General features: G+C 74.7%; 21 protein-coding genes. 15 read left to right on the forward strand and 6 right to left on the reverse strand.

The annotated features are described in order from the left end of the window. Positions 1-2 precede the first annotated feature (2 nt). Positions 3-1046, forward strand: a complete 1044-nt coding sequence (locus ABD223_RS01780; protein ID WP_344034017.1) for an SIS domain-containing protein — start codon at positions 3-5, stop codon at positions 1044-1046. Positions 1047-1475: 429 nt separating this feature from the next. On the opposite strand, the gene nagA is transcribed toward ABD223_RS01780, so the two are convergent. After that, a complete protein-coding gene (gene nagA, locus ABD223_RS01785) occupies positions 1476-2693 on the reverse strand; it encodes an N-acetylglucosamine-6-phosphate deacetylase (protein WP_344034018.1) in 1218 nt (405 codons plus the stop codon). A gap of 188 nt (positions 2694-2881) precedes the next feature. Here nagA and ABD223_RS01790 point away from each other — a divergent pair, with 188 nt between their 5' ends. Further along, positions 2882-3556 carry a FadR/GntR family transcriptional regulator gene (locus ABD223_RS01790; RefSeq protein WP_344034019.1) on the forward strand — a complete coding sequence of 225 codons (675 nt, stop codon included), beginning with the start codon at positions 2882-2884 and terminating at the stop codon, positions 3554-3556. Between the two features lie 197 nt (positions 3557-3753). Here the strand turns inward: ABD223_RS01790 and ABD223_RS01795 are convergent, their stop codons facing one another. Then, complete coding sequence (locus tag ABD223_RS01795; protein ID WP_344034020.1) at positions 3754-4686, reverse strand: N-acetylglucosamine kinase; 933 nt, start codon at positions 4684-4686, stop codon at positions 3754-3756. 211 nt (positions 4687-4897) lie between these two features. Further along, on the reverse strand, positions 4898-8338 hold the full coding sequence (locus tag ABD223_RS01800) for a S8 family peptidase (RefSeq protein WP_344034021.1): 3441 nt from the start codon (positions 8336-8338) through the stop codon (positions 4898-4900). Between the two features lie 86 nt (positions 8339-8424). On the opposite strand from ABD223_RS01800, the gene ABD223_RS01805 reads away from it, so the two are divergent. The 5 genes from ABD223_RS01805 to ABD223_RS01825 are packed head-to-tail and all read left to right on the forward strand — an operon-like array spanning position 8425 to position 13155. Beyond that, positions 8425-9279: a fumarylacetoacetate hydrolase family protein gene (locus ABD223_RS01805; protein ID WP_344034022.1), complete on the forward strand. Its 855-nt coding sequence runs from the start codon at positions 8425-8427 to the stop codon at positions 9277-9279. After that, complete coding sequence (locus tag ABD223_RS01810) at positions 9279-10583, forward strand: enolase C-terminal domain-like protein (RefSeq protein WP_344034023.1); 1305 nt, start codon at positions 9279-9281, stop codon at positions 10581-10583. The genes ABD223_RS01805 and ABD223_RS01810 overlap by 1 nt, the downstream gene beginning before the upstream one ends. Then, the gene (locus ABD223_RS01815; protein WP_344034024.1) at positions 10580-11326 is read left to right on the forward strand and encodes an SDR family NAD(P)-dependent oxidoreductase; all 747 of its coding nucleotides are present in this window, start codon (positions 10580-10582) and stop codon (positions 11324-11326) included. The genes ABD223_RS01810 and ABD223_RS01815 overlap by 4 nt, the downstream gene beginning before the upstream one ends. Next, positions 11323-12237, forward strand: a complete 915-nt coding sequence (locus tag ABD223_RS01820; RefSeq protein WP_344034026.1) for an aldo/keto reductase — start codon at positions 11323-11325, stop codon at positions 12235-12237. Before ABD223_RS01815 ends, ABD223_RS01820 begins: the two co-directional genes overlap by 4 nt. An 18-nt stretch (positions 12238-12255) precedes the next feature. Continuing rightward, positions 12256-13155: a serine hydrolase domain-containing protein gene (locus tag ABD223_RS01825; protein ID WP_344034027.1), complete on the forward strand. Its 900-nt coding sequence runs from the start codon at positions 12256-12258 to the stop codon at positions 13153-13155. Here ABD223_RS01825 and ABD223_RS01830 read toward each other — a convergent pair. Continuing rightward, positions 13152-13808: a DUF3159 domain-containing protein gene (locus ABD223_RS01830; RefSeq protein WP_344034028.1), complete on the reverse strand. Its 657-nt coding sequence runs from the start codon at positions 13806-13808 to the stop codon at positions 13152-13154. The two genes, ABD223_RS01825 and ABD223_RS01830, sit on opposite strands and share 4 nt — an antisense overlap. 67 nt (positions 13809-13875) lie before the next feature. Then, positions 13876-14460: a maltokinase N-terminal cap-like domain-containing protein gene (locus ABD223_RS01835; RefSeq protein ID WP_344034029.1), complete on the reverse strand. Its 585-nt coding sequence runs from the start codon at positions 14458-14460 to the stop codon at positions 13876-13878. A 240-nt stretch (positions 14461-14700) separates the two neighbouring features. Between ABD223_RS01835 and ABD223_RS01840 the strand changes: the two genes are divergently transcribed. The 7 genes from ABD223_RS01840 to ABD223_RS01870 all read left to right on the forward strand — a co-directional run bounded on the left by ABD223_RS01840 (position 14701) and on the right by ABD223_RS01870 (position 22487). Then, a complete protein-coding gene (locus tag ABD223_RS01840; protein WP_344034030.1) occupies positions 14701-15909 on the forward strand; it encodes an ROK family transcriptional regulator in 1209 nt (402 codons plus the stop codon). A gap of 52 nt (positions 15910-15961) precedes the next feature. Beyond that, entirely contained in the window at positions 15962-17290 is a 1329-nt protein-coding gene (locus ABD223_RS01845; protein WP_344034031.1) for an extracellular solute-binding protein, read from the forward strand. After that, a complete protein-coding gene (locus ABD223_RS01850; protein ID WP_344034032.1) occupies positions 17287-18261 on the forward strand; it encodes a carbohydrate ABC transporter permease in 975 nt (324 codons plus the stop codon). The genes ABD223_RS01845 and ABD223_RS01850 overlap by 4 nt, the downstream gene beginning before the upstream one ends. After that, on the forward strand, positions 18258-19127 hold the full coding sequence (locus tag ABD223_RS01855) for a carbohydrate ABC transporter permease (RefSeq protein WP_344034033.1): 870 nt from the start codon (positions 18258-18260) through the stop codon (positions 19125-19127). Before ABD223_RS01850 ends, ABD223_RS01855 begins: the two co-directional genes overlap by 4 nt. Further along, complete coding sequence (locus ABD223_RS01860; protein ID WP_344034034.1) at positions 19124-20395, forward strand: 6-phospho-beta-glucosidase; 1272 nt, start codon at positions 19124-19126, stop codon at positions 20393-20395. Before ABD223_RS01855 ends, ABD223_RS01860 begins: the two co-directional genes overlap by 4 nt. After that, positions 20392-21384, forward strand: coding sequence for an N-acetylglucosamine kinase (locus ABD223_RS01865; protein WP_344034035.1), 993 nt, complete (start codon positions 20392-20394; stop codon positions 21382-21384). Before ABD223_RS01860 ends, ABD223_RS01865 begins: the two co-directional genes overlap by 4 nt. A gap of 332 nt (positions 21385-21716) precedes the next feature. After that, positions 21717-22487, forward strand: coding sequence for an SGNH/GDSL hydrolase family protein (locus ABD223_RS01870; RefSeq protein ID WP_344034036.1), 771 nt, complete (start codon positions 21717-21719; stop codon positions 22485-22487). Between the two features lie 241 nt (positions 22488-22728). Here the strand turns inward: ABD223_RS01870 and ABD223_RS01875 are convergent, their stop codons facing one another. After that, positions 22729-25527, reverse strand: a complete 2799-nt coding sequence (locus ABD223_RS01875; protein WP_344034037.1) for an AfsR/SARP family transcriptional regulator — start codon at positions 25525-25527, stop codon at positions 22729-22731. A 322-nt stretch (positions 25528-25849) separates the two neighbouring features. Between ABD223_RS01875 and ABD223_RS01880 the strand changes: the two genes are divergently transcribed. Next, on the forward strand, positions 25850-26890 hold the full coding sequence (locus tag ABD223_RS01880; RefSeq protein WP_344034038.1) for an ADP-ribosylglycohydrolase family protein: 1041 nt from the start codon (positions 25850-25852) through the stop codon (positions 26888-26890). Positions 26891-26893: the final 3 nt, after the last annotated feature.

The following is a 26893-nucleotide window of genomic DNA, read 5'->3' on the forward strand; positions in this document are numbered from 1 at the left end:
CGATGAGCGAGCACCAGCCCGGCGCCCACATGGCGGCCGAGATCGCCGAGCAGCCCCGCGTCTTCGCCGACCTCGTCGCGCGGCGGTCCGAGATCGCGTCGGTCGCCGAGGTGATCTCGGCGCGGCGGCCGCGGTTCGTGCTGCTGGCGGCCCGCGGGTCGAGCGACCACGCGGCGCTGTACGCGAAGTACCTGACCGAGGTGCTGCTGCAACTGCCCGCCGGGCTGGTGTCGCCGTCGACGACCACGCTGTACGGCGCGCAGCCGGATCTGCGGGACGTGCTGGTCGTGGCGGTGTCGCAGTCGGGCGGGTCGCCGGACCTGCTGGAGGTCACCGAGTCGGCGCGGGCGCGCGGCGCGCTGACCGTGGCGGTGACCAACACGGCGTCGTCGCCGCTGAACGGGGCGGCGGAGCTGTCGGTGGACGTCGGCGCGGGCGTCGAGCGGGCCGTGGCGGCGACCAAGACGTACTCGGCGACGCTGCTCGCGCTGTACCTGCTGGTGGACGCCATCCGCGGCGGGAACGGCGCGGCGGCGGCGCCGCTGGGCGACCTGGCGGCCGCGACGCTGGAGCAGTCGGCGGACGCGGTGGCGGAGGCGGTGCGGCGGTACCGGTTCGTGGACCGGGTGCTGACGACCGGTCGCGGGTACTCGCTGCCGACCGCGCTGGAGTCGGCGCTGAAGCTGGCCGAGACGTCGTACCTGGCCGCGCGGGCGTACAGCGGGGCGGACCTGCTGCACGGGCCCGTGGCGGCGGTCGACGCGGAGACCGCCGTGCTGGCGGTGACGAGCGCCGGGCGCGGTGGTGACGCGATGCACGAGGTGCTGGACGCGGTGCACGGGCGCGGTGCGGACGTGGTGGCCGTGGGGTCGGGGGCGGACAAGGTGTCGGCGGCGCTGCGGATCCCCGTGCCGGAGACGGCCGAGGAGGTCGCGCCCGTGCTGGAGGTGCTGCCGGTGCAGCGGGTGGCGCACGGGTTGTCGTTGGCGCGCGGCGGGGACCCGGACAGCCCTCGCGGGTTGAACAAGGTGACCCGGACCAGGTGACCTGAGGCCGGGGCAGGCGGCTCGGGGCAGGTCGCTCCGGGCAGGTGGTTCCGGGCAGGCGCCTCGGGGGCGTTGACGCCGGGTGCTGATGCTGGTCGTCGACGCGGGTCGCTGATGCCGGGCGTTGACGCTGACCTGCGCCTTTGCCACTTGTCCACAGGGCCGGAAGTTGTCCACAGACCCGAGCGCGGCCCACCGATCCTGTCGGTGGGCCGCGCTTGGATTGATTCGGGGGCTGCTCAGTTCACCTGAGCGTTGAACTCAGGGGTCCTGAGTGTTCGACACGGTGGTCCTGAACGTTCGACTCGCGATGCCCGAGTGGAGGACACGTGATGCCCGAGTGGAGGACACGCGGGGTTCTGGGCGTTCGGCTCGGGGTGGGGCACCGGTCCGGGTGGGGTGGGCAGGGCCCGGACCGGTGCGGGGTGGTCACTGGCCGGCGGCCAGGCCCACCGTGGCGGTGTTGAGGGGGATTCGCGCGGCGTCCAGCTCCCGGGTGCTGTCGTAGGCGACTTCGCCGTCGATCCAGACCTTGCGGGGCCGCAGGTCCTCGTCCCACCACACGAGGTCGGCCACCGCGCCCGGCTCCAGGCGGCCCAGGGTGGGTTCGCCGATGGCGTCGGCCGGGATGACGGTGGTCGCGGCGAGGGCGTCCGCGACGTCGACGCCGACCGAGACGATGTTGCGCACGGCCCGGTCCAGGGTCAGGGCGCTGCCCGCGATGGTGCCCTCCGGCGAGCGCGGCACGCCGTCCTCGGTGAGCAGGACGTCCGCGCCTCCCAGCTGGTAGCGGCCCGGCGGCATGCCGGCGGCGGCCACCGCGTCGGTGACCAGGGCGACCCGGTGGCCGGCCGCGTTGAACACCAGGCGGCAGACGTCCGGGCCGACGTGCGCCAGGTCGGCGATCAGGCCCAGGGTGAACCGGTCGTCCACCAGGGCGACGCCGGGCACGCCCGGTTCGCGGTGGCCGAGCGGGCGCTGGGCGTTGAACAGGTGCGTCACCATGCGGGCGCCCGCCTCGGCGGCGGCCCTGGTCTGCTCGCCCGTGGCGTCGCTGTGGCCGACCGCCACCAGCACGCCGGCGGCGGCGAGGCGGCGCACCGCTTCCATGCCGCCCGGCTGCTCGGGCGCCAGGGTCACCATGCGCAGGGCGCGGCGCAGCACCTCGTCGTTCAGGAGCAGGTCGATCTCGGCCGGTCCGGGCGCCACCATCAGCGCCGGGTCGTGCACACCCGCCCGCTTCGGCGACAGGAACGGCCCCTCCAGGTGCACGCCGAGCGGCTTGGCGCCGACGTGCTGGGCCAGGGTGGCCGCCGCCGCCAGCACGGCGTGCGCCTGGCGGATCGCCACCGGCACCGGGGCGGTGATCAACGTCGGCAGGAAGCGCGTCACGCCGGTGTGTGGAAGCGCTCTCGCCACTGCCGCCATGCCTTCGGGGTCAACCTCGGCGAAGTCGACGCCGACCGCCCCGTTGACCTGCAGGTCCACCAGGCCCGGGGTGAGCAGGCCGTCGGTCAGCACCTCGGCGTCCCCGGGCGGCGCGCCCTGGATCACCTCGACGATCCGGCCCGCGCTGATCCGAACGCAGGCGGGACCGGTGATGGTGCGACCGAGCAGTGCTCGCGGAGCTGCGACAACCGTGTCCAAGGTCCCTCCTCAAATGGTCCAGACCATTATGGCCGTTACTGGCGGGTGCGTCACGTTCGGTTATAAGATAACGGAATAAAGTAGTACCAGGTTAATCTTCGTCGTCGACGGTCCGCCCTCGCGCCGCAACCGCGTGGGCTCATACTTGGCGCCAGACATCCGAGGTCTATGGACGAGTCGAGGACGCCGTGGCAGTTACCGACGACGCGATCCTGCGCGTCAAGGAGATGATCGTCTCCGGGGAGCTGAAACCGGGGGACCGGCTGCCGCGCGAAGCCGACCTGGCCGAGCGGCTGGGCCTCTCGCGGAACTCCCTGCGCGAGGCGGTCAAGGCGTTGTCCCTGGTCAGGGTGCTGGACGTGCGCCAAGGCGACGGCACGTACGTGTCCAGCCTGCGTGCCGACGACCTGCTCGGCGCGCTGTCGTTCGTGCTCGACCTGCACCGTGGCGAGGACTCGGTGCTGGAGGTCCTCCAGGTCCGGCGCATCCTCGAACCGGCGGCGGTGGCGATGGCGGCCCAGCGGGTCGGGTCGGAGGAGATCGCCGAACTGCGGGCGCTGTGCGACACCGCCGAATTCGCCCGAACGGTGGAAGAACTGGTCGAGCACGACCTGGAATTCCACCGGGCGATCGCGCGGTGCTCGGGCAACTCCTACCTCGCCCGGCTGCTGGACACGCTGGCCGGCCCGACCGTGCGGGTCCGCGTCTGGCGCGGCATCACGCAGGCGGGGGCGGTCGCGCGGACCGTCGCCGAACACCGCTCGATCGTCGACGCGCTCGCCGCGCACCAGCCCGAACTGGCCCGGTCCTGGGCCACGGTGCACGTCGCGGGTGTCGAGCAGTGGCTGTCCGACCTGACTTGACCGCCTGACGAGAGCGATGAGCGGGCAAGGCGGATGAGGCGGCGGTAGGGCGAGGTGGAGTCGACCGGCGGCGGGCAGTGGGCGGCGGCGCGTGGCCGGTGGCGGGTGGCCGGTGGCGGGCAGCGGGCGGCCGGCAGCAGGTGGCGGGTGGTCGGTGGCGGGTGGTCGGTGGCGGGCAGCGGGTGGCCGGTTGGGCTTCAGGTGGGGCGGGGTGCGGCTTCGCCCAGGACTCGCACTGCCGCGAGCCACGCCGCGCCTGCCGCGCCCTCGGTGGCGGTCCGCACCGGGGCCCCGGTGCGGGTGGCCAGTTCTCGCTTCAGGCGTGAGCCGAGCGCGTGGGTGTGGACCAGGCTGCCCATCAGCACGATCGGGGTGTTGTCGTCACCCTTGCGGGTGGACTCGGCCAGGCCTGCCAGGTGTTCGACGGCCTCGTTGATGATCCGGTCCGCCGACGGCACGTCGGCGTGCGCCGTGACCAGGGGGGCGTAGCCGGCCAGTTCGATCGGTGACGCGGCGTTCGCGGCGGTGATCAGCCTGCGCCAGCGGTCGCGGGGTGGGCCCTCGGGGATCTCGGCCCGGCGCAGCACCGCGGCGGCGAGGCCGTCCGGCTCGTCCCGTTCGAGGGCCAGCAGGGTGGCGCGCACGGCTTCGCGTCCGAGCCAGAACGCCGATCCCTCGTCGCCCAGCAGCCAGCCGTAGCCGCCGGAGGTTGACACCAACGTGTGATTCTCGATCCTGGCCGCGATCGAACCCGTGCCCGCCACCACGACCGTCCCGTCCGGTGTGTCCGAACCGGACGCGAACGCCGCCTCGCAGTCGGTCACCACGCGCAGCGGGCAGCGCAGGCCGGCGTCGCTCCACGCCGCCTCGAACAGCTCGCCCACCGCCGGGTCCGACAGCACCTTGCTCGACCCCGCCATGCCCAGCACGCCGGCCTCGACCTTCGCCGGGTTCAGGCCGTCGAGGGCGGCGGTCAGGGCTTGTCGGACGTGCGTGGCGGCGATGGCGGGAGGGAGCGAGTTGGGGTTCGCGCCGCCCGCGACGCCTGCGCCCAGACGGGTCCCGTCCAGGTCCAGCACCAGGGCCCTGGTGCTCGTGCCACCCGCGTCCAGACCGACCACGAAGCTCATTCGCCAGAGTATGCCGATCAGGCACGTGTGATTGGCACGACCAACCGGGTGCGCCTGACCTGGCTCTCCGTGATCGGGATCGAGGATTCGGCGGCCTGGAGGGGAAGGAAGCGGGGCGGTGCGGAAAGGACCGAACACGACTGCGGCGGCGAGCAACACCTGAGGGGCGCCGGCCGTCGGCAGGCGAGGCCGGCGAGGTCCCGGCGGCCGGTCAGCCCGTCGGTTTCAGCACCTGCGCCCGGTCGCCCGTGGCGTTGTGGTGGTGCAGCAGCAAAAGGCTGTCCGCCCGCCCCTCCCCTGACGCCCCCGGCTCCCCCGGCTCGCGCACCACCGCCAGCTCGGCCCCCGAGCTGGCGGTGAACGACCAGCCACCGCGCAGGGACAGGCCCGGCCGCAGCGGGTCGAACGCCATCGGTTCGCCGATCCGGTCGACCAGGCCGGCCTCGTTGCCCGGCGCGGGGTACTGGCCGGACACCCCGGCCGTGTACCCGATGCGCGCGGAACCCGACGCGGGGTCGATGCCGAGCGCGGTGAGGGCCACCGGCAGCACCACGACGTCGCTGTCCATCAGGTTGGTGTCGACGTCGCCGTGTTCGCCGTTGAGCGGCTGCTCGTCCACCACGGCGCCGTCGGCCACCCTGGTGGTGCGGGCCAGCCACACGTCGGCGGTGACCGTGCCCAGCGCGTCGGTCGGTTTGACCGCCTCGACCACGTAGTCGTGCGCGCCGTCGGCGTTGGTGTCCACGCGGATCCACGGTGAGTTCACCGCGCCGAGCGTCACCCAGGAGCGCCAGGTCGCCACGCCGAACGCCAGCAGCTCGCCGTCCGAGGCCGCGCCGACGTACCGGAGGTCGCCGCCCCTCGCGGAGGCGTTGAACGCGCAGTCGACCTTCACCTCGCCGGCGCAGTCCGGCAGTTCCGGGCTGGTGCCGTGGAGTTCGAACGCGGTCATCAGCGACCGGTACGCCTCGTCGCCCTCGCCCTGGTCGAGGGCCCGGCCCACCAGCCGCACCGCGTCGCCGCCGAGGTCGGTCGCCTCCACGTCCGCGACCGGTTCCGGCGCCGCGTACACGGGGATGCGCAGCTCCGCACCGCCCGCGCGCACCAGCACCCGGCCGGACGCCTCGGCGAGGAACTGCCTGGCCTGGTCCGCCTGCCGCTTCTCGACGGTCGGGTCGGCGGTCTTGCGCAGCTCGCCGGGCTCGACGCGCAGCGTCACCTCCGCCGTCATCGTCCCGCCGGGCGGCACCACCAGCACCGGCGGCCACAGCCGGAAGTCCGCGCCCGGCACGGTGGTCGCCGGCTCGTAGGACAGCCGGGCCGTGCGCCAGGCGGACGACTTGTTGACCACCTCCAGCACCTTGGTGAGCTCCACCGGGGCCGCCGCCTCGACCGGGCCGAACGTGACGCCGACCGCGCCCGCGTCGTCCCGGACCATCGCCAGCACGTCCACCGCCACCGCGCGCGCCGCGTCCACCCGGCCCGCGCCGACCCGCATCGGGGCCTCGGGCGTGCCGGTGGTGCGGTCGTCGCCGTCGGTCACCACGCCGCCCGCCGTGTTCACCACCGCGGCCTTGACCTCCTCGACCGTCCAGTCCGGGTGGGCCTCGCGGACCAGCGCGGCGATGCCCGCCACGTGCGGCGCGGCCATCGAGGTGCCGCCCAGGCTCACCGAGCCGGCTCCCGTGCCGACGGCGGCGGACAGGATCGTGTCGCCGGGCGCGGCCACGTCGGGTTTCGCGGCGAGCGGGCCGCGCGAACCGCGCGACGAGGACGGGGTCATGGTGTCCGCGAGGTTCGGCGTGGTGGTCGGCGACGCCTCGCGCAGCGCGCCCGCCATGCGCACCCGGAGCGTGCCGGCGTCGAGGGCCGGGCGAACGTCGCTCGTCGCGGCGGCGGTGAACTGGAAGGCGGGGATGCCCGCGTTGCCCGCGATGGCCGCCTTGAACACGGCGCTGGTGGCCGGCAGCAGCACGCCCTCCGCGCCCGCCTTCTCGGCGTGGTCGGTGCGGGGACCGGAGCCGCACTCGCGGGTCGCGTCGTCCTCGTCCCACTCCAGCCAGACGAACCGCCCGGTGAGGTCCTCGTCGATCGGCGCGCACCCGTCGGCGTTGCCCTGGTCCGCGACCCGCGCCACCGGCAGCTCGCGGTCGAGGGAGCCGTAGCCGGTGTAGCCGACGCTGTACTGGCCGGACCGCAGCGCGCCGTCCGCCTCGACGCCGTCGAGGAGCGTGAACGCGTCGCGCGTGTTGGCCACGGCCAGCGCTCCGGGCGCGTTCGCCGGCGCGCCGCCGACGTCGTAGAAGTCGCCGCCGTTGCCCGCGGACGCCACGACCACCACGCCGTGCTCGACGACCTTGCGCACGAACAGGGCGTCCGGGTCGTCCGGCGCGCCGAAGTCCACGCCCAGGGACAGGTTCACCACGTCGAGGTGGTCGCCGAAGTCGCCGTCGCCGTCGGGGTCGAGGGACCAGTCGAGGGCCGGGCCGAGCAGGGCGGTGGAGCCGGAGCAGCCGAACACCTTGAGCGCGTAGAGCCGGGCCTCGGGCGCGGTGCCGGGTCCGATCGCCATGCCGTCCAGCGCCTCCGGGGTGAGGGAGGCGTAGTCGCCGTCGAACGCGGAGCCGTCGGCGGTCACGCCGTACCCGGCGGCCGTGCCCGCCACGTGGGTGCCGTGGCCCTGGCAGTCCATCGGGTTGGGGTCGGGCTTCGGCGTGGCGCGGGCCGGGTCGTTGGAGTCGTAGTCGTCGCCCGCGAAGTCGTGGCCGCCGACGACCTTCGCGGTCGGGGTCCACGGCGCGGCGCGGTCGACGGCGTCGTAGGCCTCCGGGGTGCCGGGGCCGCCGAAGTCGGCGTGCGTGTAGTCGACGCCGGTGTCGACGATGCCGATGCGCGTGCCCGCGCCGCGCCGGCCCGCGTCGCGCCAAGCCCGGTCGACGCGGGTGAGCCGGGCGGCGGCGGCGTTGTGGAGGACCTTGGGCACGGTGGGCCGCACGGCGCGCACGTCGGGGCGGTCGGCCAGCTCGCGCAGCCGCGCGGCGTCGGCGGTGACGATCACGCCGGGCACGGCGTTGCGGGTGGTGGCGACCTCGCGGGCGGCGCGGTCCGCGCCGCGGAGGGCGGCCAGCACGTGGCCCGCGACGTCGTCGGTGACGCGGCGGGCGGCGACGGCGGCGGCGACCGGGTCGCCCGCGCCCCGGGCCCGCTGCTCGCCGAAGGCCCTGGCGGCGGGGGTGGTGGCCAGCTCGACGAACGCGGTGACGGGGCCGGTGGCGCGGGCCAGGGCGGGCGCGACGCGCGGCGGGTCGGCGGGCGGTTCCTGACCGGGCGCGAGGTGGGCCGCACCGGTGCCGGTGCCGTTCCCAGTCCCAGTCCCGGTCCCGGTGCCGGTGCCGGTCCCGGTGCCGGTGCCGGTCCCGGTTCCGGTGCCGCCCCGACCCGGGCCGTCGCCCGGCGCCCGGTCGCCGTTCGCGGGGGACGGCTCGGGCAGGCCCGCGGGCGCCACGGAGTCGGGGATCGCCACGAGCGAGAGGAGCAGCAGGACGGCGGCCGTCGCACAGGTCGCGGCGGTGGTGGCAGGAGTCCGCCCCGCGCGGTGGTGGTTCATCTCGTCCTCTCGCTGTCGTGCCGACTCGTCCCGACCGGGATTCATCGGACCACTATTCGGAACCCTCTGGACGGCGACCGCGCGCAAGCGCTATACATCCGATGTGTCGACCGACTTCGAGGAGGTCTGCCGTGCAACTGCTGCGTCTGGGACCGGCCGGTTCCGAACGCCCCGCCGTTCGGGCCGACGACGGTGCCACGTACGACCTGACCCCGTTGACGACCGACGTGACGGGCGACTTCCTAGCGGATGACGGCATCGCGCGCGTGCGCGCCGCGCTGGCGGGTCGCGAACTCCAGCCGATCGTGGTGGACGGGTTGCGCGTCGGCCCTCCGGTCGCGAACGTGGGCAAGATCGTCTGCATCGGCCTGAACTACCGGGACCACGCCGAGGAGACCGGGCTGCCGATCCCGGCCGAGCCGGTGGTGTTCCTCAAGGCGCCGGACACGATCGTCGGCCCCGACGACGAGGTGCTGATCCCGCGCCGCTCCACCAAGACCGACTGGGAGGTCGAGCTGGCCGTGGTCATCGGCCGCACCGCCCGGTACCTGGAGTCGGCCGAGGAGGCGATGGCCTGCGTCGCCGGGTACGCCATCTCCCACGACGTGTCCGAGCGGGAGTTCCAGATCGAGCGCGGCGGGCAGTGGGACAAGGGCAAGAACTGCGAGACGTTCAACCCGCTGGGGCCCTGGCTGGTGCCCGCCGACGAGGTGGACGACCCCCAGGCCCTCGGCCTGCGGCTGCGGGTCAACGGCACGCCGCGCCAGGACTCGTCGACGAAGAACATGATCTTCCCGGTGGCGGAGCTGGTCCGCTACCTGAGCTGGTTCCTCGTGCTGCGGCCGGGCGACCTGGTCAACACCGGCACGCCCGCCGGCGTGGCGCTGGGGCAGCCCGAGCCCAAGCCCTACCTGCGGGCGGGCGACGTGGTGGAGCTGGAGGTCGACGGGTTGGGCGCGCAGCGGCAGACGTTCGGGCAGGCGTGATGGCCCGGGTCGCCGGCCTCGACGTGCTGGACGTCAGGTTCCCGACCTCGCGCGAGCTGGACGGCTCGGACGCGATGAACCCCGACCCCGACTACTCGGCCGCGTACGTGGTGCTGCGCGCCGACCGCGGCCCGGACGGCTACGGCCTGGCGTTCACCATCGGCCGGGGCAACGACGTGCAGGCCGCCGCGATCCGGGCGCTCGCGCCGCTCGTCGTCGGCAGGCCCGTGCCGGAGACGGCGCGGGACCTGGCCGCCCTCTACCGGGACCTCGTCGGCGACTCCCAGCTGCGCTGGCTCGGGCCGGAGAAGGGCGTCGCGCACATGGCGCTGGGCGCGGTGGTCAACGCCGCCTGGGACCTCGCGGCCCGGCGCGCGGGCCTGCCGGTGTGGCGGTTCCTGTCCGCGCTGACCCCGGACGAGGTCGTCGACCTGGTCGACTTCCGGTACCTCTCCGACGCCCTCACCCCCGACGAGGCGCTGGCCCTGCTCCGGGAGGCCGAACCCGGCAAGGGCGAGCGCACCGCCGCCCTGGTCCGGGACGGCTACCCCGCCTACGCGACCTCGCCCGGTTGGCTCGGCTACTCCGACGACAAGATGGCGGAGCTGGCCCGGCGGGCGGTCGCCGACGGCTTCGACATGATCAAGCTCAAGGTCGGCGGCTCGCTGGCCGACGACGTGCGCCGGCTGCGGCTGGCCCGCGAGGTCGTCGGCCCGGACGTGCGCATCGCGGTGGACGCCAACCAGCGCTGGGACGTGGGCGCCGCCGTGGCGTGGGTGCGCGAGCTGGCCCCGTTCGACCCGTACTGGGTCGAGGAGCCCACCTCGCCCGACGACGTGCTCGGCCACCGGGCCATCGCGCGGGCCGTGCGGCCCGTCAAGGTCGCGACCGGCGAGCACGTGCAGAACCGGGTGGTCTTCAAGCAGCTGCTCCAGGCCGACGCGGTCGACGTGGTGCAGATCGATGCTTGCCGGGTCGGCGGTGTCAACGAAAACGTGGCGATCCTGCTGCTGGCGGCCAAGTTCGGCGTGCCGGTGTGCCCGCACGCGGGCGGCGTCGGCCTGTGCGAACTCGTGCGGCACCTGGCGATGTTCGACTTCGTCGCGGTCTCCGGCACCACCGAGGACCGGGCCGTCGAGTGGGTCGACCACCTGCACGAGCACTTCACCGACCCGGCCGAGGTCCGGGCCGGCCGGTACCGCGCGCCGACCGAACCCGGTTTCTCGGCGCGCGTGAAGGACCGGACCCTGGCCGACTTCCGCTACCCGGACGGTCCGGTGTGGACGAACCTGGAGGCGCGGTGAGCGAGTTCGAGGGCTTGGTGGCGGTGGTCACCGGCGGCGCGTCCGGCCTCGGCCTGGCGACCGCCCGGCTGCTCGCGGACCGGGGCGCGACCGCCGTCGCCCTGGACCTGGACCCGGAGGTCGACCCGCCCGTGCACGGCGTCCGCGCGGACGTCGCCGACGACGGCTCGGTGCGCGCCGCGATCGCCGAGGTGGTCGAGCGGTTCGGGCGGCTCGACGTCCTGGTGAACAACGCGGGCGTCGGGGCGCAGGGCGACGTGGCCGCGAACCCGGACGCGGAGTGGCTGCGGGTGCTGGACGTCAACGTGCTCGGCATCGCCCGGGTCACCCGCGCCGCGCTGCCGCACCTGCGGGAGTCGCCGGCGGCGGCGGTCGTGAACACGGGGTCCATCGCGGCCTGGGCCGGCCTGCCTCAGCGGGCGGTGTACTCGGCGAGCAAGGGCGCCGTGCACGCCCTCACCCTGGCCATGGCCGCCGACCACGTGCGCGAGGGCATCCGGGTCAACGCGGTGGCGCCCGGCACCGCCGACACGCCGTGGGTGGGCCGCCTGCTCGACGCGGCGCCCGACCCGGAGGCGGAGCGGGCCGCGCTGGAGGCCAGGCAGCCCCACGGCAGGCTGGTCTCGGCCGACGAGGTCGCGGGCGCGATCGCCTACCTGGCCAGTCCCCTGTCCGGCTCCACCACGGGTACTGTCCTCGCCGTGGACGGCGGTATGCACGGCCTGCGGTTGCGCCCGCGATGAGGCGCGTCACGCCCTCCCGCCTCGGGTTCGGCGGCGGGCCCATCGGCAACCTGTTCACCGAGGTGTCCGACGAGGACGCGGCCGACGCGCTCACCGCCGCCTGGGACGCGGGCATCCGGTACTTCGACACCGCGCCGCACTACGGCCTCGGGCTGTCCGAACGGCGGCTGGGCGCGTTCCTGCGCACCCGGCCGCGCGCGGAGTTCGCGGTGTCCACCAAGGTCGGTCGCGTCCTGGAGCCCTTCGACGGCGGCGGCGACGACGGGGCGCACTCGTTCGCCGTGCCCGCCACCCACCGGCGGGTGTGGGACTTCAGCGCCGACGGCGTGCGGCGCTCCCTGGAGTCCTCTTTGGACCGGCTGGGGCTGGACCGGGTGGACGTGGTGTACGTGCACGACCCGGACGAGCACTGGGAGCAGGCCGTCTCGCAGGCCGTGCCCGCCCTGGTCGAGCTGCGCGACCAGGGCGTCGTGGGCGCGATCGGCGTGGGCATGAACCAGTGGGAGATGCCCGCGCGGTTCGTGCGCGAGACCGACCTGGACGTGGTGCTGCTGGCCGGCCGCTACACGCTGCTCGACCGGTCCGGGCTGGAGCTGCTGGAGCTGTGCGCCGAGCGCGGCGTCTCCGCGGTCGCGGCGGGCGTGTTCAACTCGGGGCTGCTCGCCGCGCCGGGCGCCAACGCCACCTACGACTACCGCGACGCGCCGCCGGACCTGGTCGAACGGGCCCGGGGCATGGCGCGGGCGTGCGAGCGGCACGGCGTGCCGCTGCCCCTGGCGGCCTTGCGCTTCCCGCTGCGGCACCGGGCCGTCGAGTCGGTGCTGCTGGGTATGCGGACCGCCGCCGAGGTGCGCGCGAACACCTCGGGCGCGGAGGTGCCGGAGGCGCTCTGGGCCGAGCTGGGGCTGTGACCGGCGGTCTGGTCCGGCGTGGCGCGGCTCGGCACGCGGCAGCCCGTGCACCCGGACGGCCGGTTCCGGGTCGGCAGCATCACCAAGCTGTTCACCGCCGCCGCCGCGCTCAAGCTCGCCGGCTCCGGCCGGCTCGACCTCGACCGCACCGTGCAGCACTACCTGCCCGGCCTGCTCACGCCCGACTTCAAGCCCGTCACCGTCCGGCAGCTGCTCAACCACACCCACGGCATCGCCGGGCACGAGCTGCCGCACAAGGACCCGGCGTGGTTCCTGGAGCACCGCTACGACACCTTCGACCCGCGGGAGGTGGTGGGGCTCGGCGTCGCCCGCGGACCGCGGTTCGACCCCGGCGACCGCCAGGAGTACGGCAACGCCGGCTACCTGGTGGCCGGGCTGGTCATCGAGGCGGTGACCGGGCGGCCGTACGCGGAGACCGTGCGCGAGGAGGTCATCCGGCCCCTGCGGCTGCGCGACACCTACCTGCCGGGGGCCGACCACCGCATCAGGGGCGCGCACGCCCGCGGCTACGAGCGGACCGCGACCGGCCACGTGGACGTCACCGAGGTCAACCCGACCCTCCAGTGGGCCGCCGCCGAGGCGATCTCCAGCGCGCCCGACCTGGACCGGTTCCTGGGCGCCCTGCTGCGCGGCGACTTCCTGACCCCGGCGCAGCGCGCCGAGCTGCTGGCCGTGCCGGACGCGCCCGGCGCGACGCACGCCCTCGGCATCACCCGCATCGAACTCGCGCCCGGCCTGGTCGTGTGGGGCAAGAGCGGCGACCGGCCCGGCTACAACAACGGCGTGGCGGGCACCCTCGACGGCGACCGCGCGCTGGTCTACTCGGTGAACACCCTGAGCATGGGCGGCGGCCAGCCGGCCGCGGCGGTCAGGATCATCACCGCCGCGTTCTCCTAGTCCTGCTCGCGGGGGTGGTGCCCGTCGCGGGGGTGCCGCAGCCCCGGGTGGTCGTCGGGCAGGGCCCGGCGCAGCACCCACCAGCTCACCGCGACGCACGCCACCTGGAGGGGCCAGGTCAGGGCGACCCGCATGACGCCCAGCAGCACGACCTGGCCCGCCAGCCACAGCGCCCCGAACACGACCACCCGCAGCACGTACTGGCCGACCCACGGCCACGACGCGACCCGGTAGGCCCGCAGCAGGTCCGGGTCGCGCCGCCAGCGGGTCCCCTGCCCGGTCACCAGGCCGACGACGACGCCCAGCAGCGGCCACCGGACCACGATGGACACCGCCCAGACCAGCGCGGACGCCGCGTTCAGGAAGATCTGGAGCAGGAAGAAGTCCTCGGGCCGACCGGTGCGCAACGCCACGTAGGCCGCCAGCACGACCAGCGTCACCGACACCAGCAGCGCCCGCGGCCGGGCGCCGCGCGCCACCCGCACCGCGCCCACCACCACGCCGCAGGCCACGGCCGCCACCGCGCCCGCCTCGACGGAGCGCCCGAACAGCAACCACCCGAGCACGAACGCCAGCGGCGGCAGCGAGGCGTCCAGCGCACCGCCCCGCCCGCCCAGCAGTGCGGCCAGCGAGTCCTGACGCGTGTCGGTCATGCCACCAGGGTGCCTTAGGCCACCCTAAGCCGGGTAGCGGCCCCGCACCCGCGACCGGCCCCCTACGTCACGCCGCCCGGCGGACCACGACGAGGCACCCGCCGACCGCCTCGGCGCCCGGGCCGCCGGGGCGCCACGTCCCCGTCACCAGCCCGACGACGTCCGGGCCGGGTTCGGGGACGCCGGGCGTCGGCAGTCGCACCAGCTCCACCCGCGCGCCGTCGGTCACCGGCCCGAGCGGCTCGCCCCGGGCCCCGGCGGGCCCCACGCCCCCGCGGCCGGACGGGTCGGCGACGCCGCCCGTGCGGACCAGGTCGAGCACGCGGTCGCGCCACACCGGGTCGGCCTCGGCGTCGTAGACCCACCGGGCGCCCAGCACGCTGTGCTCGGTCGTGCCGACCAGCGCGCCCGGCGCGGCGCCCGCCAGCGGGGCGCCCCGGTAGGTCATCGGCACGTGGTACAGGTCCGCGCCGTGCGCCAGCAGGTGGGTCTCCACCCCGACCTCGCCCGCCGGGTCCTCGAACCGGAAGAACCCGACCGGCGACAGGGCCGGCACGCCCGAGCCCCGGTACCAGGGCTGCCGCGCCACCCACGGCGGCAGGAACTCGCGGAAACCGGGGGTCAGCGTCGCGCCCGCGTGGATCTTCGCCATGCGCCGACACGCTAGCCGGCCGCCGGTGCGCCCGCGGCGGCTTCGCCGAACCCGGCCTCGCCGCACCCCCGCTTCGACCGCCGCTCGGCCCCACCTCGCTTCACCCCACCGCATCCCACCAAGGCGCCGACCGCATCCCCACCGCCTGCCCCGCCGGTGTTGACGCCGGTGTTGACGCCGGTGACACCGGTCACTACGGTCCCCGTAAATAGTCTGGAAAGTTAACAGACAGGAGTGCGGATGCGAGCCGGGAGCCCGAGGCTGCTGCGCGAGATCAACGACCGCGCCGCCATCGAGGCGCTGCTCCGCAACGGCCCCCTCACCAGGTCCGAGCTGGAAGCCGTCATCGGCCTGTCCAAACCGGCCACCGCCCAGCTGCTGACCCGCCTGGAGCAGGAGGGCACGGTCCTGCGCAGCGGCCTGCGCGGCGGCGGTCGCGGTCCGCGCGCCCAGCTGTGGTCGGTCAACGGCGCGCTCGCCCACGTGGCCGCCGTCGACCTCGCGCCCGACTCGATCGACGTCGCCATCGCCGACATCTCCGGCGCCGTGCTCACCGAGCACCGCGCGCCCATGCCCCGCACCGGCGTGCTGGAGGCGTTCCGGACGGCGGTCGCCAAGGCCGCCGCGCAGGTGGACCTCACCACCTCCGCCCTGCACCACGTGGTCGTGGGCAGCCCCGGCGCGGTCGACCCCGCCACCGGCAGGCTGAACTACGCGCCGCACATGCCCGGCTGGGAGGACAAGGACCTGCCCGGCGACCTCCGGGCCGCGCTCGGCGCCGGCGTCACGGTCGAGAACGACGTGAACCTGGTGGCGCTGGAGGAGATGGTCGCGGGCCGCGCCCGCGAGGTCCGGAACTTCGTGCTGCTGTGGCCCGCGGACGCGGTCGGCGCGGCGGTCGTGGTCAACGGGTCGCTGCTGCGCGGCGCGACCGGCGGCGCGGGCGAGATCGACGCCATGCGGGTGCCCGACCACGCGCACGCCGACACCGGCACCACCCGCACCGGCAGCCGCTACGGCGACCTGCTCGACAGCGCCGCCATCGCCCGGCTCGCCCGCGCGCACGGCGTGTCCGCCCGGACCGGCCGCGCCGCCGTGGCCAAGGCCCTCGGCGAGGGCGCCGCGGGTCGCGAGTTCCTGGTGGACCTGGCTCGCCGCATCGCCACCGGCGTGGCGAACGTGGTCGCCGTGGTCGACCCCGAGCTGGTGCTGCTCTCCGGCGAGGTCGCGCAGGCGGGCGGCACCGTCCTCGCCGACCTCGTCGCCGCCGAGCTGCGCCTCCTGGTGGTGCCCCGCACCGCCGTCCAACTCGCCCAGGTGACCGGCAAACCGGTGCGCTCCGGCGCCCTGCACGCCGCGCTGTCGGTCGCCCGGGAACAGGTGTTCGGTCTGCCCGCCGCCACGACCGAGCCCTTCCGCGAGCCGGACCGAGCGCCCGGGGAGGAGTGACCCGGCAGCTCACCGGCTCGCACCGACGTCACCCTGAGACGAAGGAGAGCACATGCGCAAGCTCCACCGCGCGACGTCGCTGCTCGTGGCCGCGGCGGTGTCCCTGACCGCGTGCGCGGCGGGTTCCGGCGGCGACACCACCGCCGGCGGCCCGGCCGCCGCGCCCGGCGCCGACGAGGCGTTCACCCTGACCGTCTGGAGCAACTACTCCGGGCGCGAGCTGGCCGAGGTCACCAAGGCCCTGGAGAGCTTCAAGGCCAAGTACCCCAACGCCGAGATCGAGCACGAGGGCAGCCAGGACGACGACAAGATCACCGCGGGCATCCGCGGCGGCAACCCGCCGGACGTGGCCATGTCGTGGGCCACCGACAACATCGGCCAGTTCTGCTCGTCCGGCACCTTCCAGCCGCTCCAGCCCTACGTCGACCGCGACCGGGTCGACCTCGGGCAGATCCACGACGCGGTCCGCTCCTACACCGAGTACAAGGGCAACCGCTGCGCGATGCCGCTGCTCAGCGACGTCTACGGGCTCTACTACAACGAGGACATGCTCGCCGAGGCCGGCCTCACCGGGCCGCCCAGGACCACCGCCGAGCTGCTCGACCACGCCAAGCGCACCACGAAGCGGGCCGCCGACGGCTCCATCGAGGTGGCGGGCTTCCTGCCCACCATGCCGTTCTACGCCAACAACCCGCAGAACTGGGCGCCGCACTTCGGCGCGGCCTGGGCGGGCCCGGACGGCAAGTCGTCGCTCGCCACGCCCGAGTGGGCCGAGATGCTGCGCTTCCAGAAGGAGCTGGTCGACTTCTACGGGTACGAGGACCTGGAGCGGTTCCGCGCCGGCCTCGGCCAGCAGTACTCGCCCGACCACGCCTTCCACCAGCGGAAGATCGCCATGATGATCGACGGCGAGTACCGGACGGCGTTCCTGGACGACCAGGCGCCCGACCTGGCCTACGGCACCGCGCCGTTCCCGACGAGCAAGCCCGAGATGCACGGCACCGGCTTCACCACCGGTTCGATCATGGGCATCCCGAAGGGCGCGAAGAACCCCGGCGCGGCGTGGGAGCTGATCAAGCACCTCTCCTTCAACACCGACGCGATCGTCGACCTGGCCAACGGCATCAAGAACATCCCGACCACCAAGGCGGCCCTCGACGACCCGCGCCTGGAGGTGGACGAGGACTTCCGGACGTTCGTCGACCTGGCCCGCTCCGACAAGCTCCGGGGCAACCCGGTCACGCCGATCGGCAACGCGCACATCAAGGCCGTCGGCGACTTCGCCTCGTCCTGGCAGTCGGGCGCGGTGCCCGACCTCCTGGCGGGCCTCGCGGAGGTCGACCGGCGGATCGACGAGCAGATCGCCAAGAGCGGCAAATGACGGCGACCCTGGAGCGCGCCGCGGCGTCGCGCGCCGCCCGGGGCCGGCCGCGGCGCACCCGGCACCGCCTCGCGGTCCTCGGCTTCCTCGCGCCCGCGGGCCTCGGGTTCGTCCTCTTCTTCGGCTACCCGCTGGTCGCCACGGTCGTGTTCTCGTTCACCCGGTACGACCTGATCAACCCGCCCGAGTGGACGGGCCTGGCGAACTACGCCTACATGTTCGGCGACGAGCTGTTCTGGACGTCCGTGCGCAACACGCTGTGGTTCGTGGTGGTGCTCACCGCCGGCCGCGTGGTGTTCGCGCTGGGCGTCGCGTCGGTGGTCGCCCGGCTGCGCAGCGGCGTCGGCCTGGTGCGCACCCTGTGCTACCTGCCGTCCCTCACGCCGCCGGTCGCCGCGACCCTGGTGTTCTTCCTGCTGTTCCGCCCGAACGAGGGACCGGTCGACTCGCTGCTGGGCTGGTTCGGCGTGGAGGGCCCGCTGTGGTTCTCCGACCCGGCGTGGGCCAAGCCCGGCATCGCCGCGGTGGTGCTGTGGGTGTCCGGCGACCTGATGATCATCATCCTGGCCGCGATCCTGGACGTGCCGCGCGACCAGCAGGAGGCCGCCGCGCTGGACGGCGCGGGCCCGGTCCGGCGCTGGTGGCACGTGACGCTGCCCGCCATCTCGCCGGTGCTGCTGTTCGGCGTGGTGAACTCGGCGATCCTGGCGCTGCAACTGTTCACCCAGGCCGTCGTGGCGGGCTCGGCGGCCAGCGGCTCGGCCAACGTCACCGGCAGCACCGGCGACCTCGGCTTCCCGGGCAACTCCACGCTCACCTACCCCGTGTGGCTGTTCACCCAGGGCTTCCGCTACTTCGACATGGGCTACGCGGCGGCGATGGCGACCGTGCTGTTCGTCGTGTCGTTCTCCATCACCGCCGTGCTGGTGCAGCGGATGCGCCGGGCCTCGCACCAGGAGGAGGGCGCATGACCGCGGTGCTCGACCGCGCCGCCACCCCCCGGCGGCCGGTGCGCCGGCGCGCCGCCCTGGAGTGGGTCGCGGTGCACAGCCTCGGCCTGGCGCTGGGCCTGATGTTCGCCCTGCCCGTGGTGTTCGTGCTGCTCACCGCGGTCATGTCGGACGAGCAGGCGTTCAGCGAGGACCTGTGGCCGCGCGAGTGGCACTGGGGCAACTTCGCGGAGGTCTTCGAGACCGCGCCGCTGCTGACGTACCTGGGCAACAGCCTGCTGTACTCGCTGCTCGCCACCGCGGGAATGCTGCTGTCGTCGATCCCGGCGGCCTACGCCCTGGCCAAGCTGCGGTGGCGCGGCCGCGAGGCCGTGTTCCTCCTGGTGGTGGCCGCGATGATGCTGCCGCCGCAGGTCACCGCCGTGCCGCTGTACGACGCGTGGTCGAGCCTCGGCCTGACCGGGTCGCTGTGGCCGCTGGTCGCGCCGTACTTCCTGTTCGACGCGTTCTCCATCTTCCTGCTGCGGCAGTTCATGCTGACCATCCCGCAGTCCTACGTGGACGCGGCCCGCGTCGACGGGTGCTCCGAGGTCCAGACCCTGCTGCGGGTCGTGGCGCCGATGGCGCGCCCCGGCATCGCCGCGACCGCGCTGTTCTGCTTCCTCTACACCTGGAACGACTACTTCGGCCCCCTGCTCTACACCAGCGAGGTCCCCGAGGAGTGGACGCTGTCGCTGGCGCTGTCGTCGTTCAAGGGGATGCACCAGGTGGAGTGGAACCTGTCGATGGCCGTCACCCTGCTGATCATGCTCCCGGCGATCGTGCTGTTCGCGTTCGCGCAGCGCTCGTTCGTCCGGGGCATCACCTTCACCGGAGTCAAAGGATGAAGCTGACCGTTGTCGGGGGCGGGTCCACCTACACGCCCGAGCTGGTCGACGGGATCGCGGGCAGGCGGACCAGCCTCGCGGTCGACGAGATCGCGCTGGTCGACCCGAACGCCGAGCGCCTGGCCGTGGTCGGCGCGTTCGCCCAGCGGCTGCTGCGGCACGCCGGCCACGACGCCCGCGTCACCACCACCACCGACCTGGACGCGGGCCTGGACGGCGCGACGGCCGTGCTGCTCCAGCTGCGCGTCGGCGGCCAGGCGGCGCGCGCGTCGGACGAGACGTTCCCGCTGGCGTGCGACTGCGTGGGCCAGGAGACGACCGGCGCGGGCGGGCTGGCCAAGGCGCTGCGGACCGTGCCGGTGGTGCTCGACATCGCCGAGCGGGTGCGGGCGGTGGCCGGCGAGGACGCCTGGATCGTCAACTTCACCAACCCCGTCGGGATCGTGACGCGGGCGCTGCTCCAGGCCGGGCACCGGGCCGTCGGCCTGTGCAACGTGGCGATCACGTTCCAGCGGTGGACGTCGGCGCTGCTGGGCGTCGAGCCGGACGCGGTGCGCCTGGAGCACGTGGGCCTCAACCACCTGACCTGGGAGACCGGGGTGTTCGTGCACGGGCGGGACCGGCTGCCCGAGCTGCTCGACCGGCACGCCGAGGCGCTGGCCGGGCACATCGGGCTGCCCGCGGAGCTGATGCGGCGGCTGCGCATGGTGCCGTCGTACTACCTCAAGTACTTCTACGACCACGACGACGTGGTGCGGCGACAACGGACCGAACCGCCGCGGGCCGAGGTCGTGGCGGGCGTGGAGGAGGAGCTGCTGGCGCTGTACCGCGACGTCGACGTGGTCACCAAGCCCCGGCAGCTGGACCAGCGGGGCGGCGCGTACTACTCGGAGGCCGCGGTGGAGCTGGTGCACGCGCTGACCGGCGGGCAGGGCGCGTCGCAGCACGTGGTCAACGTCCGCAACGGCGGCGCCCTGCCGTTCCTGCCCGACGACGCCGTGGTCGAGGTGCCCGCCGTGGTCGACGGCGGCGGCGCGAAGCCGCTGCCCGTGCCGCCGGTGCCGCCGACCGCCTCCGGCCTGATCGCGCACGTGACCGCCTACGAGCACCTGGCCCTGGACGCGGCGCTGCGCGGCGGCCGGGACCGGGTGGCGGACGCGCTGCTGGCGCACCCGCTGGTCGGGCAGCACGCGGTGGCCGAGCGGCTCGCCGACGAGCTGGTGGCGCGCAACGCCGACTTCCTGCCGTGGGCGAGGGGACGCGCGTGACGGAGCGGGTGCTCGCCGTGGACGGCGGGAACAGCAAGACGGCGATGGCGCTGGTCGACCTGGACGGGCGGGTGCTCGCCCAGGTCCGCGGACCGGGCGCGTCGCCGCAGAACATCGGCCTCGACCGGAGCCTGGAGGTGTTCGAGGGCCTGGCGCGCGAGGTGGCCCGGCGCGCCGGGCTGCCGCCGGGCGAGCCGATCGCCGCCCACACCGCCGCCTACCTCGCGGGCGCCGACCTGCCCCGCGAGGAGGAGGACCTGCGCGCGGCGATCGAGGCGCGCGGCTGGTCGGCGACGACCGTGGTCGGCAACGACACGTTCGCGCTGCTGCGGGCGGGCACCGCCGACGGCATCGGGGTGGCGGTGGTGTGCGGCGCGGGCATCAACTGCGTGGCGGTCGCACCGGACGGGCGGGTGCACCGGTTCCCGGCGCTCGGCCGGATCTCCGGCGACTGGGGCGGCGGCGCGCACCTCGGGTCCGAGGCGCTGTGGCTGGCCGCGCGCGCCGACGACGGCCGCGGCGAGCCGACCGCGCTGCTGGACGCGGTGGTCGCGCACTTCGGCACGGCCACCCTGGCCGAGGCGGTGGAGCGGCTGCACTTCGGCGAGGTCGAGTTCGACCCGAACGACCTGTGCCCGCTGCTGTTCGAGGTGGCGGCGGCCGGTGACCCGGCGGCGCGGTCGGTGGTGGACCGGCTGGTGGAGGAGGTCGTGCTGCTGGCGCGCGTGTCGCTCGCGCGGCTGGGGCTGTCGGCCGAGCCGGTGGACGTGGTGCTCGGCGGCGGCGTGCTGACCGGCGCCGGCGACGCGGTGGTCGACGCCGTGCGCGCGCGGCTGCCCGTGCCCGCCGACCGGGTGCGGGTGGTGGACGTGCCGCCGGTGGTCGGGGCCGCGCTGCTCGGGCTGGACGCGCTGGGCGCGGAACCGGCGGCCGAGCCGCGGTTGCGCACCGCCTACCGGGAGCCCGCGGCGCTGGTCGCGGGCGGCTGATGACGTCGGCGCGGGGGAGCAACCACGGCGGCGGCCCTCCCCCGCGCCGGCCCTTCACCGGGCCGAACCCCCTGGGCCGCCCTGCCCCTGGACCGCCCTGCCCCTGGACCGCCCTGCCCCTGGACCGCCCTGCCCCGAGGGGCGGCCGTCAGGGCGATCTGCGCCACACCCACGGGTCCCGAACGCGGTGAAACACCCCATGTCGACGGCGGCCGACACCGCTGGGTGACGCCTTCGTGACAGCGTCGCGAACCGACGGTGGCGTAGGTCCGGCGCCGCGTTGCATGCTGTCCTGCGCGGTCACGGGGGCGCCGCGCACAGGGGAGGGAACCATGCCTGGTCCGGACAGCTTCATCGCCTTGGGGGACAGCTTCACCGAGGGCCTGGACGACCCCGCGCCGGACGGCGGCTTCATCGGCTGGGCGGACCGGCTCGCCGCCCTGCTCTCCGCGGACCGGGGCGACTTCCGGTACGCCAACCTGGCGATCCGCGGCAAGGTGCTCCAGGAGATCGTCGACGAGCAGATCCCGCTGGCCGTGGCGCTCAAGCCCAGGCTGGTCTCGCTCTGCGGCGGCGGCAACGACATCCTGGTGCCCGGCAGCGACCCGGACGCCGTCGCCGAGGTGTACGAGATCGCGGTGGCCGACCTGCGCGCGGCGGGCTGCGAGGTGCTGGTCTTCACCGGGTTCGACCCGAAGCACACGCCGCTGCTGCGGTCGTTGCGCGGCAAGATCGCCATCTACAACAACCACCTGTGGTCGGTGGCCGAGCGCTACCACTGCGAGGTGGTCGACCTGTGGTCGATGACCGTGCTGAACGACCGGCGCGCCTGGTCGGAGGACCGGCTGCACCTGTCGGCCGAGGGGCACCGGCGGGTGGCGCTGCGCGCGGCCGAGGTGCTCGGGTGCCGGACGGGCGGCGACTGGAACACGCCGTGGCCGCCGCCGCCCGCGGACGAGGACTGGATGACCCAGCGCCGGCACGACCTGAAGTGGGCGCGGGAGCACGTGGTGCCGTGGATCGGCCGCCAGTTGCGGGGCGAGTCGATGGGTGACGGCCTGGCGCCCAAGCGGCCGGAGCTGCTGCCGGTCTGCTCGGACTGAGCGGGCTGCTCGGGCTGGCCGGCTGCGCGGGTCGAGCCGCCTGCTCGGGCTGCGCGGCGGGCAGCGGGCCGGCCGGGCAGCGGGCCGTCCGGCCGGCGCTCTCCCCCGAACGCCGGCCGGACGGGTTGGGTGGCTTCCCCCCTGGTCCCCCTCCAAGAGCCACCCGGCGCCGACCGCCGTGGAGGCTTGATCAGCGCCCATCAAACTTCCCACGACTTCGCCCGGTCGAGCTAAACGTCGGCTAAATCCCTGAGGTCAACGCTTCAAGGGCCGTTCGGACCAACATCGTCCGAGGTGAGCCGAGGCGTTCGAAGAGCCGCAACGACTCCGCCAGCTCGGCCTGCGCGGCCACCCGCTCGCCCCGTTCCGCCAGCACCTGGCCCAGCACCTGGCGGCCGAACGCCTCCTCGAACTGCATCGATCCGCCGCGGGCCAGTTCGACGCCCTGGCGGGCGTGCTCCTCCGCCTCGGGCAGCAGGCCCAGTTCGGCGTACAGCTCGGCGAGGTTGTTCACGGCCACCGCGTAGGCCCGCTCGTCGCCGATGCGGTGGTAGATCTCCATGGCCCGGTACTGGTGCTGCGCGGCGGTTTCGCGCTGCCCGAGCAGCTGCTCGGTCTGGGCCAGGTTGTTGAGCACGGTGGCCTCGCCGGTCGGGTCCACGTCGTACCGGGCGAGTTCGACGGCCTCGCGGTGGCGGTCCAGGGCCTCCACCGGCCGGCCCTCGGCGACCAGGGTCAGCGCGAGCTTGTCCAGCGTCATCGCCAGGTACCGCGTCTCACCCAGCTCGACGGCGATCCGGTGGGCCTGCTCGGCGCGCTCCAGGGTGCCGCGCAGGGAGCCGGTGCGGTTGTCGATGTCCTGCATGGCGTGCAGCACCAGCACCTCGCCGCGGCGGTCGCCGACCACCCGGGCGGAGGCCAGGCCGAACTCGGCGACGGCCTGCCACTCGCGGCGGACCAGCCTGGTGAGGCAGTAGGTGTGCACGAGCCGCACCAGCTGCCAGGTCTGCCGGTGCAGGCCCGCCTCGGCGGTGGCGTGCACCAGGGCGATGATGTTGGGCCACTCCTTGTCGAACCAGGACAGCGCCTGCTGCGCGGTGGCCGGCCGGGGTGCGGCGGAGTCGCCGGTGAAGTCCAGGCCGTCGGCCACCGGCCGGATGAGGCGCCGCGCGTGGTCGCACGCGACGAGGTAGTGCTCCGTCAGGTGGCGCAAGGCGCGGTCGGACGCGGCGTCGTCCACGACCTCCCGCGCGTACAGCCGCACGAGGTCGTGCAGCACGAACCCGCCGCGCCACTGCTCGACCACCAGGTGCGCGTCGGCGAGGTCGGCGAGCCTGCCCGCGGCCGTGCCGAGGTCGACGTCGCACACCGCGGCCACGGCGTGCGGGCTCACCCAGCGGCCGGGCACCACGCCGGCGGCGCGGAACGTCTCCGCCAGCTCGGGCGGCAGGTTGCGGTAGGACACGGCCAGCGCCCGCGCCACGCCGACGCCCGTGTCGGGCAGGTCCAGGGTGCGCAGCCGGGTGTCGTCGTCGGACAGCTGCGCCACCAGCGCCTCGACCGTCCACTCCGGACTGACCACCAGCTTGGCGGCGGCGATGCGCAGCGCCAGCGGCAGGTTCCCGCACAGCTCGGCCAGCATCCGCACGGCCGCGGGCTCCTGCTCGGACAGCGGTTTGCCGACCACCTCGTCCACCAGCCGGACCGACTCCTCGTCGGTCAGCGTGTCCAGCGTCAGCATCCGGGCGCCGTTGCTGACCACCAGCGACTCCAGGCGCTTGCGGCTGGTCACCAGCACCACCGAGCCCGCGCCGGGCGGCAGCAGCAGCCGCACGTGCCCGGGGTCGTAGGCGTCGTCCAGCACGACCAGCACCCGCCGCTTGGCCAGCACCGAGCGGTACAGGCCGACGCGGTCGTCCAGGTCGCGCGGCAGGCTGTCGGCGGGCACCCCCAGCGCCACCAGGAACCGGGCCAGCACCTCGGCGGGCTCCACCGGGTCCCGGTCGGGCGCGAAGCCGTGCAGCGGGCCGAACAGCAGCCCGTCGGGGAACTGCTCGGCGCGGCGGCGGCCCCAGGTGACGGCCAGCTCGCTCTTGCCGATGCCCGGCGCGCCGTTGACCACGACGATCGTGGTGGCGGTCCGGTCGCGCACGTCGCACAGCCGGTCCAGCCAGCCCAGCTCCTCCTCGCGACCGGTGAACCCGCCGGCCGCCGCGGGCAGCTGGGAGGGCACCACCACCCCGGGCCGGGGCGGCACCGTGACCGCCTCCGCCGGTCCCGCCGAGCTGAGCGCCGGGTCGTCGCGCAGCACCTGCTCGTGCAGCAGCCGCAGGCCGGGACCGGGGTCGATGCCCAGCTCGTCGACCACGCGGCGGTGGAACCGCTGGTAGGCCTCCAGCGCGTCGGCCCGCTGCCCCGACCGGTACAGCGCCCGCATCATCTGCCCGACCAGGCGCTCCCGGAACGGGTGCCCGGTCACCAGCTGCCGCAGCTCGCCGACCAGCTCCAGGTGCCTGCCCAGCTCCAGCTCCGCCTCGATCCGCTCCTCCAGGGCGGCCAGCCGCAGCTCCTCCAGGTCGGTGGTCACCGGGTCGCCGGGCACGTCGCCCAGCACCGGCCCGCGCCACAGCCCCAGCGACTCGCGCAGCAGCTGCGCCCGGGTGGCCGCGGGCTTGCCCCGGGCGGACGACACGAGCTGCCGGGCCCGGTGGAAGTCCAGCCGCCACGGGTCCACCGCGAGCTGGTAGCCGGGCGGGGTGGTCAGTATCCGCGCCGAACCGGCCGGGTCGGCCTGCTCCAGCACCCGGCGCAGCCTCGACACGTAGCCGTGCACGATGGTGCGGGCCGTGGCGGGCGGGTCGTCGCCCCACAGGCAGTCCACGATCTCGTCGATCGGCACCACCCGGTTGGCCTCCAGGACCAGCATGGCGAGCAGGCCGCGCATCCCCTTGCGACCGATCACGAGCTGCCGGCCGTCCGCGATCACCTGCAACGGTCCCAGGACACCGAACTCCAGCCCGCTCCTGCTCCGGTCGGTCATGCCCCTCCCCCCGCCTCGTGCTTCCCGTCCTGGCTCGCACGGTCCCTAGGTCTGCCCGGTCCTGGCCCACGTGGCCCCGGCCGTTCCCCCGCCCCCCCGGCCCGTCCCCTCGCCCCCCGGCGCGGGTGCCCGCGGTGGCGCCGCGCGCCCGTCGGCGTCGCGACGCGGTCACTGGATCAGGTGCGCCGGGTGACCCCCTGGATACCTGTCGGTAGTTGTTGTTTGCTCAACTAGGTGCGCCGACCTGACCGCGCGCCGCCGCGACGGCTAGGGTTTTGCACCCCGGCCGTCCACGTCGGGCTCAGGCGAACCAGGAGGGCGAGTGCCGCGCGAGCCGGTGAACGTGGTCGACCGTGGCGCCGCCTGCCTGCTGGGCGGTGCGCTGGGTGACGCCCTGGGCGCGCCCGTCCAGTACCTGGGGTGGGCGGACATCCAGCGCGACCACGGGCCGGAGGGCGTGCTGGAGCCGCCGCGACCGGCCCTCGTGACCGACGACACCCAGCTGACGCTGTTCACGGCGGACGGCTACCTGCGGGCGTGGGTGCGCGGGCGGACCACCGGCGAGTGGGACCCGGTCGACGTGGTCTGGCGGAGCTACCGGCGGTGGCTGGTGACCCAGCAGGTGGCCGCGCCGGAGGCGGGCGCGACCGGGCTGGTCTCGGACGAGCGGCTGTACTCCAGCCGGTCGCCCGGCCTGACGTGCCTGCGCGCGCTGGCCGCGGACAGCCCGCCCTCACCGGAGGAGCCGCACAACGAGTCGTCCGGCTGCAACGGCGTGACGCGCACCGCGCCCGCCGGGTTCGCGCCGAGCGCGGAGATCGCCTACGACCTGGGCTGCCGGTTCGCCGCGCTGACCCACGGCGGCACCGGGGGCTGGGTGTCCGGCGGGGCGTTCGCGCTGCTGATCCACCTGCTCGCGGTGCGCGGGCGGCCGTTCCGGGAGGCCGTGGACCAGGTCATCGGGCGGGTGCTGCGCAGCGACCCGTACACGGCGAACACGCTCAACCGGGCCGTGGTGTTCGCCGAGGAGCACCGGGCGCAGGGCTTCGAGTCGGTGCGGGTGGACCGGCTGGGCAGCGGGTGGACCGGGCCGGAGGCGCTGGCGATCGCCGTGCACGTGGTGCTGGTGTACCCGAAGCGGTCGCAGTTCGTGGACGCGATGCGGGCGGCGGCGAACCACTCCGGCGGCAGCGACGCCACGGCCGCGCTGACCGGCAACATCCTCGGCGCGCTGCACGGCACCGCGGCGCTGCCGCGCGACTGGCTGGCCGGGCTGGAGCTGGTGGACCTGCTCACGCGGCTGGGCAGCGACCTGGGCCGGTCGGTGACGGGGCAGGAGTTCGACCTCCACCGCTACGCGTGAGGG

It is taken from the genome of Saccharothrix xinjiangensis (assembly GCF_039527585.1).
Lineage (GTDB): Bacteria > Actinomycetota > Actinomycetes > Mycobacteriales > Pseudonocardiaceae > Actinosynnema > Actinosynnema xinjiangensis.